Origin of the sequence: Serratia sp. L9 (genome assembly GCF_050632285.1) — a bacterium.
GTDB lineage: Bacteria > Pseudomonadota > Gammaproteobacteria > Enterobacterales > Enterobacteriaceae > Chania.
In genome coordinates, this window is the sequence record NZ_CP192593.1 from 16,416 (window position 1) to 31,515 (window position 15,100).

Consider the following 15,100-nt stretch of genomic DNA (forward strand, 5'->3'; position numbering starts at 1 on the left):
ACGTACAGTTGTTGGGTATAATATCAGCAACTGCAGTTGGAGGATAAAACTATGGTGCAGCGATTGAAAACTACACGCGAAGGATGGGCTTGGGTTTTGAAAATCCTTTATATGGTATTGGCGGTGCCCTGCCTTCTATTTTTAGCGTTAGCGTCACTATTAACGTTAAGTGATGTTTTAAAAAACGGTGATCTTTACCAGCTATTTTTCTACGGGATGATCTGGTCTGCTTTATTAATTCCAGTTGGTATCTTTGCTAAACGGGTTATTAGTAAGCGCCGCATTCTAAAAATCATCACTAACGACATTAAACATCCAGATTACTTTATGCCAGAACATGGGTATGAGATGTTCCATGAAGGTGATGGTAAATATCTGGGTATCGATATCAAGCGCGGCACCATCCTTTACGTGCACCGTATCCGAAAAGGTGAAGTGGATGTGATTGGACTGGATATGAACGACTGGACCAATCGGGAAGTGGAAGGAAAGATGTTACGCCTTTATACCAAGCTCCCTGAGCTGCCCCGCATTGAAATTGCTACTCCGTGGGCCCAGCGCTGGTTTGATACGCTGGGTTCGATGGAGTTCAAGCAATATCAGCCGGCGATGCCGTTCTCTGAGTATGTTGATATTCACCGTGAGCAGCTGGAGCGTGAAAACCATATCGCGATCCCTCGTCTGGCCTGAGCCGTACCTTATCCCCCTCTAGTCACCTTACCTGGTGGCAAACACCCTTAACACCGGCTTTTAGCCGGTGTTCTTTTTGCGAGTTCCTCTATGTATAACCGCCCATCGCAGAGCGCGTGGGACGGCGATCAAGGGCAAATGTTCCTGGCCTTCTGCGCTGCCGTTCTCTTGTGCTGGCTATTTTTTGATTCGTTCGTGTACTGGAGTTGTTGGGTATTGTACTGGTTCTGGACTGCGGTAGATGTTCCCCGGATCCACGACTGGGTGGGTGGAAAAATAAACCTGCTGGCCGATACAGCCAATCATGCCGCCAGCGTGTCCTTCGGTGAATGGCTAGATGTGATGAACGCGACTTCAGGTATTTTGCTGTTGTTCCTGGTGCCAATCATCCTGGCCAGTGTTATCGCGTTGGTACAGCATCCTGTTCTGGCTTTTCGTAGCAAACGGCCTATCAATGTCCATACGTTGCCGGGGCTGGTCAGTGGTTTTGCCCCCTCCGTGATGCCCGTTCTGGCCATGGTATCCGGGCCGGATGGCCTGATGAATGATCCCGCCCCGGCTAACGTTTGGGCGCTGAAACCCGAAGACTTCACCACGCAACATCAACTCGTTCAACGCAAGACGCTCGATCGGACTGCCGCAGCGGATGTCTTCACTGCACAGTTGGGAAAAACAATGTGTAATGTGACAAATTGGCACCCTTATGAACGTGCATTGCTGGCGGTGTTTGGTCTGCAGGTATTCCTGAATGATCGGGCGGCGGCGTCACGATTGCTGGATGACCTGAATCGCTCCTGTGTCGTGAGGCGTTTTTTACGGCGCAAGCGGGTTTCTCCTGTGCCGTTGTTCCGGTTGGCCAATGCAGCTTTTGAACGCGTGGTTCAAGCGCCAGGCGTCAACGAGTGGTTGGCTGGTCACGGGTATGTGCGCAGTGCGCTGGTTGGGTTGTATGCCCGTGACCTGCGATTGCCCCCGGCGCGTTTTCGTTGGCTCAAGGGTGTTGACCGTACATTGTGGTATGGCCTGCATTCGGCAGACACTGCCAAGGTGTTTGTCGAAGGCGCCGGTATTGCTGCTCAGGCTCGGGCCGAGGTGCGAGCCAGCAAGTTGGGATTGCCCCGTCCGAGCATCATGGTGGATCAAGCTGTTGAAGGGCTGCAGGCCGATCTGGAAAGTCTGGGTTTGGTCTATCCGTATACACCGGTGGTTATTAGTCGCCGCCAGGCGACAGAACAATCGGTGATGTCAGCTGTTTATGCCGTTACCGATGAGCCGGACAGCGAGGAGGCAACTTCACCGTAGCGTCACTCCTCTTCATTATCTGATTACACCCACCGAATTTTACCCCATTTGTACGCCAAGCCAATCAGGCTCTGGTGTCGATCCGTATTTGAATTAAAAGGATATTCCATGCGTGCAAAATCAAGCTATGCGCCTTTCTCCGTATACATTCGCGACAATCTGTTAGTCGTTCAACGCACAGGGGAGAACGGTGGTGTCCGTGCTTTGTGTACTGTCGACCTGCGCCGCCAGCCGACTTTTTCCTGACTGACGCCGGGGTTCTGTGCTGCGACAAGTTGGGAAACGTATTCACGGTTGAGTCCAGCGCCAATGGTGGCAACGATCAGTTGCTTGCGGCTTTGTCCGGCGCACAGCTGCAGCAGGCGGAAAAATGGCGCTCCCGATGGGGCACCCGGTTGACGATGGCTGGTGTGTTGCTGTTTGTCGGGGTCATGCTGGGTGTTTACCTGGCACAGTCCCGGGAGGTTGCACCCTTGGAGCTGGGGCCAGAGGTTAGCCTGGCACCACCGCCTGTGATTTTGCCGCCAGCGCTTCCTCCGCACGCCACCGCGAATGCCGTACGTCCTGAAAACCCTGTGCCCGCTCAGCAGGCACGGGCTGCCGCGCCAGAAGATGGCTGGGTACTGCCGGCGTCAGTCCGGGCCACCCTGCCGCAGAAGCTGAAAAGTGCTGCCGATCGCCAATTGTTCACCGTGAACTATTCCTCTGGCCATGACCGCACCTTATACGTGTTTGCTGATCCCAACTGCCCGAATTGCCGGCATCTGGAGCCGGCATTAGTGGCTGCAGCCCATTTGGCGAACGTGGTCGTCTTCCCGGTTGCCGTGATTGGGCGCGAGAAATCCATTGCTGCTATTACCCCGGTGTTGTGCTTGCCGCCAGAGCAACGGCCGGCCGCCTGGCAGGCATTATTTACTGTTGGTACGGATGGGCTGCAGTTGGGTAAACAACCCTCAGTCGACAAGAAAGCCGACAACGCTTGTGATGTGGCTGAAAAGGCACTGGGCGTCAACGAGGTGGCCTATCAGGCCTATCGCATTCCGGGTACGCCATGGGTAATTGCGGATGATGGTCGCTATGTGCCCCAGGCGGTCCTGCGAGATCCCGCCCAACTGAGTCAGTTCCTGAGTCAGAAGGAGGTGCCGGATGCAACCCACTGACTACGGCGTTGAACGCAACCGCGTTAACCGCCGTGTTTATCACTCTGCCCTGGGGGACTGGATGTTGTCCCCGGGAGGGCTGGCGATTGGGATGATAGGGTCTGTCATCGCCGGTGTGGTTTGGCCGGTCACATTGTGGTTAACGTTGCCCGTGATGATGTTCTGGGCGCCCGCGATGCTGATGGAGCCGTGGCAAATGCCGATGCGTATGCCGACCGATATGAATCGACTCGATCCTTCTACACAACGGCAGGTACCGGGGAAGCTGTTTGGTTTCTTGCCCGTGACGGTCATGCGTATCGCCATGGGCAAGGCGGCCGGCATCCTCTATCTGGGATATCTGCGTGGGCGTGATGCGGGGCGTGAGTTGTGGTTGTCGATGGATGACATGACGCGGCACATCCTGATGTTTGGTACCACCGGTGCAGGTAAAACGGAAACGCTGTTGGGTTATGTGCTCAACCAACTCGGTCTGGGCAAGGGGCTGATTTATTCCGACGCCAAGGCACAGAACGACGTGGCGCTGGCCATTGCGTCTATGGCGCGGCGCTTTGGCCGTGAAGACGATCTGCGGATGATGAACTTCATCACCGGCGGCCGTTCGCGAGCTCAGGAGCTGCTGGAAGATGTCAAAAACCGGCCGCAAACCAATACGGTCAATGCCTTCGGCATCGCTGAAGAAACCTACATCATCAACCTGATGGACTCGATGTTGCCACCGGCCGGCAATGACGGCGGCTGGCAGGAGAAAGCGCGGGCGATGATACAGGCGCTGGTGTTTGCCCTGGTATACAAATGCCGGCGAGAAGGGACGGTGATGTCGCAGCGCACTATTCAAGCCCATCTCCCCTTGCGCAGTATTGCACGGCTCTATATCCAGTCAGTAGAAGAGCAGTGGCATGATGAGGCGCGATTACCGTTGGAGAACTATCTTGGCACGCTGGCGGGGTTTGATCTGGCCACGGTGGATTCACCGTCAGACTGGGCACCGGAAGCGCTGAACCAGCATGGTTACCTCATTCAGCAGTTCACCCGCATGCTGGCGCTGTTCAATGACACCTACGGTCATGTGTTTGCCCGCGACGCCGGTGACATCGACCTGAAAGATGTGGTTCATAACGATCGCATCCTCGTCATCCTTATCCCCGCACTGGAAATATCTGCCACTGAGGCGGCCGCTCTCGGGCGACTGTACGTGTCTCAGTTGGCGATGATCCTAAGTCAGGACCTCGGTGAAAAGCTGGAGGGGCGGCCGGAAGACATCATGGTCGTTCGCAAGTACAAGGACAGGTTCCCGTTTCTGTGGATATGCGATGAGGTGGGAGCCTGCTACACCGAAAAGCTCGGCGAACTGGCTACACAGGTCCGATCGCTGGGTTATTGCTTGTTGCTGGCCGGGCAGGAAGCTCAGCGACTTAAATCAGCAGCCGGTGACCGTGTATGGACGTTGATTGCCAACATGGGCACCCGTATCACCGGCAAAATCATGGACCCGAAAGACACCCTGGAAATTCTGCAGCTGATGGCCGGTACGGAATATTTGCCGGAAATGAGCCAGATGGTGCGTCAGAACGGCGTTATGGGCAGTCGTTGGGATGAAGACGACAAACTGCAGTTACGCGAGCAGAAGAAGGTCAGTGTGGAAGAAGTGCAGCAGCTGCAGGAGGGCGAAAACATCACCCTGTTCCGGGGCGAAGTTATTCGCGGTTCTTCGCTCTACATAGCGGATGCCGACAAGTTCACGAAAGAGGCGATACAGATTAACCGTTTTATCGAGGTGGCCCCGCCGTCTCTCAATGCGCTGCTTGCGCAGGCTCCGGCAGCCATTCGTCGCAGTTATCCACGGGCTGACCGGATACAGCAGATAGTCCGCCGGCTGGATGCGCCGGACGCACGTTCAGATCTGGAGAACCTGCTGCTGACGGATCCTGCTCTGGCCGCCATCAATGAGCTGGAAGACGAGTGGCAGCATATCTGGCGTCGACGCCCGACGGCGGCAGTCAGCACCAGCCTGTTATGGGAAACGGCACTGGCGCATCTGCCGGCACGCGGGCGTGGTTACCAGGTGCAGGCGAAAATACCGACCGCACTGGGCGTCGGGCAACCTCGTCTTATGGCCTATCAAATGCAACATATTCCGGTTGAGAAGCCGGCCGATAACACTTCAAAAGAGAACGCAAAATGGCAACGAAAATCACAGTAAACGGCAAGACAATGGTCGTCGATGGTAATCATATCCGTGTCAGTGGTAACCAGGTGATTGCAGATGGCCAGACGGTGTCGCTGGGTGATGGGAAGGTGGTGGCAGTCGCCATTACTATTGTGGGGGATGTGCAGGTTATTGATTCCGAAGATGCTGATGTGACGGTGCAGGGGAATGTTGGTACCGTGCGCAGCACCAACGGCAACGTCAGGGCCGGTAACGTCACCGGCAACATCGAGACGCGTGCAGGTAACGTCACCTGTGGCCATGTCCAGGGCGACGTCATCTCAAGGAACGGGAATGTGTTTTACGGGGGCGCAAAATGATGCGGAGCTCTCTGAAAGCCTGGTGTCTGGTCGCGACGTTGGCAGTGGCTCCGTGTGCCATGGCGGCTCCTTCGGTGCAGGTGGGGTTCTCACCTGAAGGCAGCGCCCTGCAGTTGGTGCTGAATACGCTCAATGATGCCCGGAGCAGTATCCGGTTGATGGGGTATTCGTTCACGTCCCCCGAAGTGGCGAAAGCACTGACGAGCGCCAAACATCGGGGTGTTGATGTGAAAGTGGTGCTGGATGCGAAGGGAAACCAGAACAAGGCCAGTCAGGCGGCGATGAATTTGCTGGTCAATGCCGGCATTCCGGTTCGTACCGTCGATAACTTCAAGATAATGCACGACAAACTGATCATCACCGACCAGGTGAATGTCGAGACCGGATCATTCAACTTTAGCCGTGCAGCGGCCCGCTCCAACTCAGAAAATGCGCTGGTGTTGCGTGATATGCCTGGCGTGGCACAAACCTACTTGACGCACTGGCAATCGCGCTGGGATATCGGGAAGGAGTGGCATTCTTCGTATTGAAATGTCCCTCATGCCTTTCTGTAACCCTATGACGACTTGATCCTCTGGGCTCGTGTCGTCCTCTCCTCCTGCATTTTTATCTGTCATCCCGCGCCAACGGGACTGAAAAATGCTTTTTATGCTGCTAACTTACGGATTCTGTAGTACGCTTTGCCAAACGATCCTTTTCAGATCCTTGGGGAGGCAGAAATGCCACAGGTCGTAAACGCAGTTACTTCCTCATCGAAAACGAAGCGCTCTTACCGTAAAGGTAATCCTATGTCAGCTACTGAAAGGCAGTTGGCGGCGATAGCCCGTAAGCGCGAGACTCATAAAGAAGTGAATGTATTTATCAAAAATCCCATGAAAGACCAACTTCTACAGTTATGTGAAGAAGAGGGTTTAACTCAGGGACAGATGATCGAAAAACTCATTGAAATTGAGACGGGCCGCAGAAACAGCAGAATGTAAAAGGTTCACATTCTTGCTAGTTGTACTGGCGAGTGCTAGATTACTGATCGTTTGAAGAATTTTTTGGCTGGCCACGCCGCAAGGTGGCAAGGAATGGGTTTAGAGGTCTTTTGAGCTAAATCCAGAAAAGCAAAAACCCCGATAATCTTATCCATCTTGGCGGACCGAAAAGATTAGCGGGGCTCACTTAAAACTGTATAGAAGCGTTGCTCTATGCAGGGAGTATAGTTTTATGCCTTTTAAAGGTCAACTCCTCCTGTGCAACTTAAGCGCAGGGAGTGGTGGATAACCGCTCAGCCATCCAAGAATCGACTTCAGTCCGTTCCCGGGGCTGCTATGTCAGCAATCCTTTCCCCTCTTATCAGCCTCCGAAGGCTGGTGCGAACAAACCTGCCCTTATCCGGGCGTTGGTGACTGCTGCCCGTGAGAATCAGCCGGCCAGACATGAAGCCTGGTACACCACACCGCGCGTCCAGCAGAAAACTGGACTGACGCGGCCGGTTTTTAAACGTATGAATGAACACCGGGCCAGGGCGATCAATGCGCTGATGGTGGCGATGTCCGATCGTCTGAATATTGTGACCGGTAAGGTTGAGGCTAGCGTTGAACAGCTTTCCGACTGGTGTGGGTTGTCGACCGGTAGTGGTGATAAAAAGAGTATCTCGCGTGCCAGTCGGGCAATCACCACTCTGGAAGAGCTGGGGGCCCTCGCTTGTGAACGCGCCTGGGATGAAGTCAGCCGCTCCCACATTCCTAAAATCATCTGGGTGACTGAACTGTTCTTTGTGCTGATTGGCTACGAGCTGGGTAAGTATCAGGCCGCACAGAATCAGCAACTGGCGTGGGTGAACCAAGGTTTGATTAAGCAGGGGGAAACCCCGATAACTCTGACAGAGGCCCGCCGACGAGCCAAAGAGCAGCATATCAAACGCGCCTTTGAACACAGGGCACGTCACCGTTCCTTCAAACAACAGCGCCGGCAGGCGCAGAAACTGCTGCAGATGGAACGCCAGCAGGCCCGCACTGAAATCCTTAATGGGTTGATAAAGATGTATAGCAAGGGTGAGCTGGAGGCCATGGGCCACCTGGAGCTAAAACGCCAGGTAGACCAGCGTTATCATGCCTTGCGTAAACTGGCCACATCAGCCCCGCCAGATACACCATAACCCTTCTCTTTTGCCCGGCTTTCCGCCCCTCCCGTCATTGATGCGCTTGATTGCGTAGGCCTCGGCACGTCCGTTATCCCTGAATTGACACGTAGGTGCAATTTTTCTGCCCGCCAGCCGGTGTGTTACATGGCTGACGCAAGGATCTGACCTCGTGTTGCGAGTTTTCCACAGATAGATGCAAATACTTTTAACATATTGATGCCTGCTAAGAATTACATGCAAAGTAACTGTAACTTCATTTAGACCTAAAAAGACCTTACAAGAGCTCTGCTCTGTGGATAATGCCTTCGCTTACAGTGGGTAAACCCACGTCGCTCAGAAACGGCGCAAGCGCCTTAAAAGTAGCTCCCGCTAATCGCGGGCAAAGGTCACTAGACTACCTCATACACCTTCTTTACAACTCAACCACCCCAAAGCCGCCCCGCCCCGGGCCTATAAGGCCCGGAACAGAGTGGCTTTAAGATGGATGCTGTAACTAAAATCTTGGAGTCGCTGCAGGTAATACCGCTGAAAGTCATTCGAACACGCTCATAAGCGGCCCTCACGGCCCGCTAACGCGGAGATACGCCCCTCCTGCGGCCTACGCCTTGTCGGGACCACTCCGAACGCGCAAAAACAGTTCTGTGGCGCTGTTAGTGGATTCGGCTCTACAGGGCGAGGGATGGGATAGGCAAAACCTATCAAGACCGGGCGGCTACGCCGCGCGACCGGCGACCCTCATCATCTGAGTTCTTTATGGCCATATATGTCGCCTTCATGCGCTAATGCGCATTGAACCCACAACTTACGATGTGATGCCAGCTAGCCAGAACCGCCGAAATTTCCGACGCACTGCCTAGTGTGAAAAGCAATATTATAAATGTATAATGTGACAAAATGGCATATTAGAGCGAATGGGTAAACGATGACGGGATTCGAGTTGAAGCTTTGGCGGTCGGGGCTCGACTGGACGCAGGAACGGGCTGCTGAGGAGTTTGGTATATCGATGCGTACCTACATCCGTTATGAGCAGAGTAAGCCGCCAAGGGCGATTGTGTTGGCTATCCAGACATTGTCCCTGGTGGCCATGCTAGGGGTCTGAAGCCCAACCGTACGAAAACGTACGCTAAGTATGTTTTTTAACCAGTCGAGCACTTTATTGCCTTGATAACTAGATCGTCATAAAGACCAATCATCCGCCTCGTCCGCCTGCTTAAGAGGTCTGAGCTGGCCCTTTGTTACCTGTTCTGCAAGCGTAAATGTATAGTGCCCCAGCATATTGATATTTGCATGCCGCAGTGGCGAAAGCCGGGCTTCATCTTCTTCATTCATGACTTCGCCCTCATCATGCAAATGTGCCAGGGCGGCCTGCATATAAATGGTATTCCAGAGCACGACGGCATTGGTCACCAGCCCCAATGCACCCAGTTGCTCCTCTTGCCCATCCTGATAGCGCTTTCTGATCTCGCCTTTCTGCCCGTGACAAATTGCTCTAGCGACAGCATGTCTGCTTTCTCCCCGGTTAAGCTGGGTCAGAATGCGACGTCGGTAATCCTCATCATCAATATAATTTAGCAGATACAGTGTTTTATTAATTTTCCCAGCTTCGATAATGGCCTGTGTTAACCCTGAAGGGCGATCGCTGCTCAACAATGAACGAATTAAAACTGACGCCCGGATTGTCCCCAGCGTCAGAGAACCCGCCAAGCGCATCATGTCATCCCAGTGTTGCTCTATCTTTCGGGCATTGGCAGCATTGCGGGCGATGTCATTCAGTACGCCATAATCTGCATCTTTATCCACTCGCCAGAATACAGAAGCCCCGGCATCGGCCAGGCGGGGTGAAAACTGATAGCCCAGCAGCCAGAAAAGGCCAAAGATCAGATCACTGGAACCGGCCGTATCTGTCATTATCTCAGTCGGGTTGAGTCCGGTTTGCTGCTCCAGTAGCCCTTCAAGCACGAAAATGGAATCCCTTAGCGTGCCTGGAACGACAACGCCATGAAATCCGGAGTACTGATCTGAAATGAAGTTGTACCATGTGATCCCGCGACTGGAGCCAAAATATTTTCGGTTGGGGCCTGCATGTACCGTTCGTACCGGGGCAATAAACCGCATGCCATCCGCAGAGGCCACCTCACCACCGCCCCATTTCTGAGCCAGAGGCAGAGTAGACTGGTAATCAACCAGTCTGGCGTTTGCTTTTACCAGCGTTTCTGCCCTGAGATAATTTTGTTTGGTCCAGCTCAGACGATAACGGGTCAGCGCCGGAATATTGGGCCGAATAAAGGGCTCCATGCCAATATTACAGGCTTCAGCCAGCAATACCGCGCAGATACTGACGGTCAGGTCATCCATACGCGCGCCCGCCTCGCTTGCATGGGTAAATTCATCTGCAAATCCTGTATGCGCGTTAATCTCAAGAAGGAGTTCTGTCAGATCGACAATTGGCAGCAGGTCAGATATACGTTTCGAGAGTAACTTCAGCGTCGGCGGTTCATCCAGTCCGTTCAGATGAGCAATGGTCAGCTTCGTGCGTTTACCGGTGAAATCCAGTGAAACAGCCTGATTATCGGCAAAATTTTTAGCGACCTGTCGGTATACAGTGTCAAGTTGCCGGGTCAGCGCGTTGACGGCTTCTCCGGCGTTGAGGGGATGCCCAAGGGAACGATATACCTGCACTCTGTTGGTGTGCCAGTCCTGCCCCTGGAGAAGTTTAGCCCTCGGATCTCCCCAGCGCTCGCTCCGTGCTACGTAAATATCCCGACGTCGCAGGCTGTCCTGTAACTTATTCATAACACAAAGGGTATAGCCCTGTCGGGATAAATGACCGTCTTTACCATAGCAAAGTCGTTTCCAGGGGCCGGTAATTATTGCCATTGGTGCATCATCAATATGCAGCCTCCGGGTTGACATGATCGCCGCAAGGTAGCGTATAGCCTCCAGCGTTGTTTCACCTGCTGGGGCGGCGCTGAATTCAATATTTTCCAGCAAACAGGGAAGAAAGCGGCGGACTCTCCCATACTGTTCCACCATTTCATCGTGGAAACTGGTGTCAGAAGGTCGGGCGATGGCATTTATAAATGCGATGGTATCGGCCAGTTTGGCCGGAGGAAACTTCCGAAATATCGTCGAGCGGAGCAACTCACTGTCAATATTTTCATCCAGGAGCACCGAGCAGATATGTGCTAGATCTAATGCTGATTTATCAAGGTCTTTCAGTGTCCTCAGTCGTTTTTTCTGCCCAATTTTTTCGCCTCCCGGCCGATATCAGCGATAACCCCATCCAGAACGTCCAGCGCGTCATCCAGTGCCGCTATTTCGTAGGAACGGACAAAGGCAACCAGCATAGCTGTTCGCCTTGCGGGCGACATCCGGGCTATTTTGTACACTGAAATCATATCAGCATACCGGGCGAGTGCATTGAAACGCACCGGAGGAATACCTGTGAAGTCGAGATCCTGCATGCTAAATGCTTTCAGTTTCAGGTAGCGCGAAACGGCCTGATTAAATGCTGGGCCGCTGATGGCAACAGGGCCTTTTCTTAACTGATCAAAACGTGAGGTGCGTACTCCATCAGGCACCTGTAACAGTTCTTCAAGTAATGAGCACTGTTCGCCTGATGCCAGTCCGGACAAACGTGACCAGAGCCTATCTGCTGATTTTTCACGTATTTCAGATATCAGACGGGTCAGCGTTGTGACGCCCGGCAACAGTATTTTATTTTGCAGAAGCCAACTGGTAGCCAGATCGAAAAGCAGACCCGGTCGTTCGTTGCTGAGCCAACTGCGGGTGAACAGTAACCGGCTCAACCTGAACGTCCATGGCCACGAAAAATCACGATAGCCATACTGACGACGGATCAGAGCCTGATGTTCGCGCAGCGTGGTTTCTCTTCTGGAGTAGTCGTACAGAACACCCGTATCGGATATTCCCAACTGTCGGGCAACAAACCACAGTACGTTGGCCGGGATCGCTGACAGGTCATGAGGCCATGTGCCAAGAAATCGAACGCTGCCAATCAGCAATGCCACCGCCAGACGGTTTGCCCTTCCGCGCCGGTTGTTAATGAATTCCATATCCACTTCATCCAGCAGAAAGAAACGAGCAAGCTGAATGTCATTAGGCTCACCAGAGAACTGACCATAACTGGTACGTTGTTCCGTGTTTAAAAAATCTGCTGGCAAAAGTGCCTCCCTGGCTACGGATCGCATACGAATACATAAAAATGAGATGTTAATCAGGCTGTTTCAGATATTGATACAGCGTTTCACGGCTAATACCAAACTCGCGAGCAAGCTGGGCTTTTTTCTCACCCTCTGTTGCTCGCCGTCGAACTTCAATTTGTTGTTCTGAGGACAGTGATTTTTTCCGCCCACGGTAAGCTCCACGCAGCCTGGCTAAAGCGATCCCTTCACGCTGACGTTCATGGATTAAAGAACGTTCGAACTCGGCAAAAGCCCCCATCACTGAGAGCATCAGGTTTGCCATAGGTGAATCTTCGCCAGTGAATGTCAGACATTCTTTAACAAATTCGATACGCACACCCTTATGGGTAAGCTTTTGTACCAGACGGCGCAAATCATCCAGGTTACGAGCAAGCCGGTCCATACTATGAACCACCACGATGTCTCCATCACGCACGAATGACAACAGTGAATCCAGCTCTGGCCGCTGGGTATCTTTACCCGATGCTTTATCGACAAAGACTTTATCCACCTGAGTCTGATCCAGTTGCCGCTCTGGGTTCTGGTCAAAGCTACTTACCCTGATATAGCCAATACGTTGACCTTTCATACGTCTCCAATACTGAATGTGTCAGGAAAGAATCTATGACCTTTAATTACTTGTGTCAATAAATATGCATAGTGACTTTATTCTGACAGTTTTTCATTATCAGGCCTGACGTCAGGTTAGGGTATGATTCAACTTGACTTATCAGTCAGGAGATGTTGGCAAGATTTCCATTTTTTGACGTGCTATTCGAACTTCGCCCCAATTAGCCAGAATGTCTATCACTGGACGTAAGGTGAGTCCTTCTTCCGTCAGGCGGTACTCAACACGTGGAGGTACTTCTGCATAAACAGTTCGTGAAACAAGCCCAAATTCTTCAAGATCACGCAGTTGCTTGGTAAGCAAACGCTGGCTAATACCAGGAAGACGACGATGTAGTTCGTTGAAGCGTAAATAATCGTTTTCAAGTAAATGGTGCAGTACAACACCTTTCCAACGACCGCCAATTAAATCGAGGGCGACCTCTACCGGGCAACCAGGAATATCACGATAATGTTGATTTTTCATATCAATAGTTCCCTTTTGGTAACTTAGTACGTTATTTTTCCGTACTTGTATATTTACGCTGTTATCCCGATTATATAGTTCATCCAATAATTATAGAAAAAATTCTATGAAATCGATTATCTACCACCATTCCTTACCACTGACCCACGCTGATGCTTTTCGTATAGTCGAAACCGCTACGCCAGTCCCGGAACCTCACGATCTGCTCGTTTCAATTCAGGCCGTTTCCGTCAATCCCGTGGATACGAAAATCCGCTCTGGAGGAGTTCCTGTGCCGGACGTTATTACGACACTGGGTTGGGATGCTGCAGGCATTGTTAAAGCAGTAGGTGCCAACGTAACCCTATTTAAGCCGGGGGATGAGGTTTTTTATGCCGGAACGTTTACCCGACAAGGGGCCAACTCCGAACTTCACTTAGTGGATGAAAGACTGGTAGGGTCGAAACCTAAATCATTATCATTTGCGCAATCTGCTGCACTGCCGCTAACAGCGCTGACAGCCTGGGAATTACTATTTGACCGTTTCGGTATTGTTCCTGTGAAAACAACAAGTAAGGACGTATTGCTGATTGTGGGGGAGCCGGTGGCGTGGGCTCTATGCTGATTCAGATTGCGCGACGGTTGACTAACATGACGGTGATAGCGACAGCATCACGTGCGGAAAGCCGGGAGTGGTGTTTGAGACTTGGCGCACATCATGTCGTCAATCATTCACAACCACTCGCAAAGGAAGTCGCCGCACTCAATATCAGTCCGATAACGCACATAGCAGCACTGACCTACACCAATAGGCATTTCTCCGCTTTAGCTGAAATCATCGCACCACAAGGAAAAATTGCGATCATTGATGATCACGATTTCCTTGATGCAGTCCCTCTTAAGGGCAAAAGCGTGTCACTCCACTGGGAAATGGTTTTCACACGACCGCTTTACCAAACAGAGGACATGATTGCACACCATCAAATTCTTACTGAAATCTCTGTTCTTGTTGATACCGGTGTATTGCAGTCAACATTGACCAAAGAGCTACATCCCTTGGATGTAGAAAACTTAAAACTTGCCCATACCCTTGTCGAACAAGGAAACATGCTTGGAAAGGTGGTTATTAGTAGCACTTAAAACTAGCTTTGGTAACCTCTATTTATGGCATTAAATCGGCACCATCAGTATAAAAAACGTACTTAGCGTACGTTTTCGTATGGTTGGGCTTCAGCCCCCTGCTACCGGACATTGATACCTTGCCAGTTGAGACTCTGCGTCAGAGGATCAGAACCCTGGCGGGCGACATCCCCACTGGCTAAAGAGACAAATGTCGCATTTTGCAGCTTCGCTCCATAGAACCAAATAAGTTGTCGCTAGAAGTGACAAGCTACGCGGGCTCCAGCGCGACCGTATGGTGATCTGGGGTGCTATCGATGAGCCTCGCGTTCAGGCCATATTCCGCCATGACACGAATGAATGTATTGGTATCACCGACAATGCGAAATGGTACGGGATGCAGGTGGCGTCCGTCCTGGGTAAAAGCCGCATTCAGAACCGTTTTTTCGACGTAGAAGCCGTTGTTAAGTGACGGCGTCAGGGTAACGCCAGATTTCCACTCTCGTGCATCCATCACGTAATTGTCCCAGCCCTGGTCTTTCAGCGTTTCTGAGGCGTAGGTGAGCCGGAAAAGATCGGATTGTGCGGCCAGATTGCCACTGCAGGAGCGCCACAGGTAGTCCAGGTGCTGACGTAGTTTACCGGCCGGCCCGTGCTTACGCCCGCGTTCGAGTAGCCAGCTGATGTCGACGGCGACGCTTTTTGGGAATCGCTTCTGCTTTTGGGCAGTGGCCAGCCAGCGAATAAGGAATAAATTTTCTGCATACGGCGTGCCGGCGATACCATCCTGACGCGCTAGCCCCAGCGCCGCCAGGGCGCAGAACGCGAGATGACTGAGCGCTGAAGTGGTGTTTTCCGTGGTAACGGATTCGGTCTTATCTAACAACGTCTA

The 15,100-nt window shown here is 52.3% G+C and carries 11 protein-coding genes and 2 pseudogenes; 9 read left to right on the top strand and 4 right to left on the bottom strand.

What is annotated here, in order from left to right; translation table 11 throughout:
* Positions 1–51 precede the first annotated feature (51 nt).
* The 8 genes from excA to repA all read left to right on the top strand — a co-directional run bounded on the left by excA (position 52) and on the right by repA (position 7,827).
* Positions 52–690: a plasmid IncI1-type surface exclusion protein ExcA gene (excA, locus tag ACQ86O_RS27220; protein WP_431225925.1), complete on the top strand. Its 639-nt coding sequence runs from the start codon at positions 52–54 to the stop codon at positions 688–690.
* A gap of 216 nt (positions 691–906) precedes the next feature.
* Positions 907–1,992: a conjugal transfer protein gene (locus ACQ86O_RS27225; RefSeq protein ID WP_431225926.1), complete on the top strand. Its 1,086-nt coding sequence runs from the start codon at positions 907–909 to the stop codon at positions 1,990–1,992.
* 206 nt (positions 1,993–2,198) lie between these two features.
* Positions 2,199–3,152 (top strand): DsbC family protein, encoded by a 954-nt coding sequence (locus tag ACQ86O_RS27230; RefSeq protein ID WP_431225927.1) that lies wholly within the window; start codon positions 2,199–2,201, stop codon positions 3,150–3,152.
* Positions 3,139–5,355, top strand: a complete 2,217-nt coding sequence (trbC, locus tag ACQ86O_RS27235; RefSeq protein WP_431225928.1) for an F-type conjugative transfer protein TrbC — start codon at positions 3,139–3,141, stop codon at positions 5,353–5,355. Before ACQ86O_RS27230 ends, trbC begins: the two co-directional genes overlap by 14 nt.
* Positions 5,334–5,681 carry a hypothetical protein gene (locus tag ACQ86O_RS27240; RefSeq protein WP_431225929.1) on the top strand — a complete coding sequence of 116 codons (348 nt, stop codon included), beginning with the start codon at positions 5,334–5,336 and terminating at the stop codon, positions 5,679–5,681. The genes trbC and ACQ86O_RS27240 overlap by 22 nt, the downstream gene beginning before the upstream one ends.
* Positions 5,678–6,211 carry a phospholipase D family protein gene (locus ACQ86O_RS27245; protein WP_431225930.1) on the top strand — a complete coding sequence of 178 codons (534 nt, stop codon included), beginning with the start codon at positions 5,678–5,680 and terminating at the stop codon, positions 6,209–6,211. The genes ACQ86O_RS27240 and ACQ86O_RS27245 overlap by 4 nt, the downstream gene beginning before the upstream one ends.
* A gap of 189 nt (positions 6,212–6,400) precedes the next feature.
* A complete protein-coding gene (locus tag ACQ86O_RS27250; RefSeq protein ID WP_048795546.1) occupies positions 6,401–6,661 on the top strand; it encodes a replication regulatory protein RepA in 261 nt (86 codons plus the stop codon).
* Between the two features lie 281 nt (positions 6,662–6,942).
* On the top strand, positions 6,943–7,827 hold the full coding sequence (gene repA, locus ACQ86O_RS27255; protein WP_431225931.1) for a plasmid replication initiator RepA: 885 nt from the start codon (positions 6,943–6,945) through the stop codon (positions 7,825–7,827).
* A 1,161-nt stretch (positions 7,828–8,988) separates the two neighbouring features.
* On the opposite strand, the pseudogene ACQ86O_RS27260 reads toward repA, so the two are convergent.
* The 3 genes and pseudogenes from ACQ86O_RS27260 to ACQ86O_RS27270 form a co-directional block, all read right to left on the bottom strand.
* Positions 8,989–11,996, bottom strand: a pseudogene (locus tag ACQ86O_RS27260) (Tn3 family transposase).
* A 49-nt stretch (positions 11,997–12,045) separates the two neighbouring features.
* Positions 12,046–12,606, bottom strand: a complete 561-nt coding sequence (locus ACQ86O_RS27265) for a recombinase family protein (RefSeq protein ID WP_431225932.1) — start codon at positions 12,604–12,606, stop codon at positions 12,046–12,048.
* A 141-nt stretch (positions 12,607–12,747) separates the two neighbouring features.
* On the bottom strand, positions 12,748–13,110 hold the full coding sequence (locus ACQ86O_RS27270) for a winged helix-turn-helix transcriptional regulator (protein WP_431225933.1): 363 nt from the start codon (positions 13,108–13,110) through the stop codon (positions 12,748–12,750).
* Positions 13,111–13,216: 106 nt separating this feature from the next.
* Here ACQ86O_RS27270 and ACQ86O_RS27275 point away from each other — a divergent pair.
* Positions 13,217–14,229, top strand: a pseudogene (locus tag ACQ86O_RS27275) (zinc-binding alcohol dehydrogenase family protein).
* Between the two features lie 250 nt (positions 14,230–14,479).
* Here the strand turns inward: ACQ86O_RS27275 and ACQ86O_RS27280 are convergent.
* The gene (locus ACQ86O_RS27280) at positions 14,480–15,094 is read right to left on the bottom strand and encodes a DUF2913 family protein (protein WP_431225934.1); all 615 of its coding nucleotides are present in this window, start codon (positions 15,092–15,094) and stop codon (positions 14,480–14,482) included.
* Positions 15,095–15,100 lie beyond the last annotated feature (6 nt).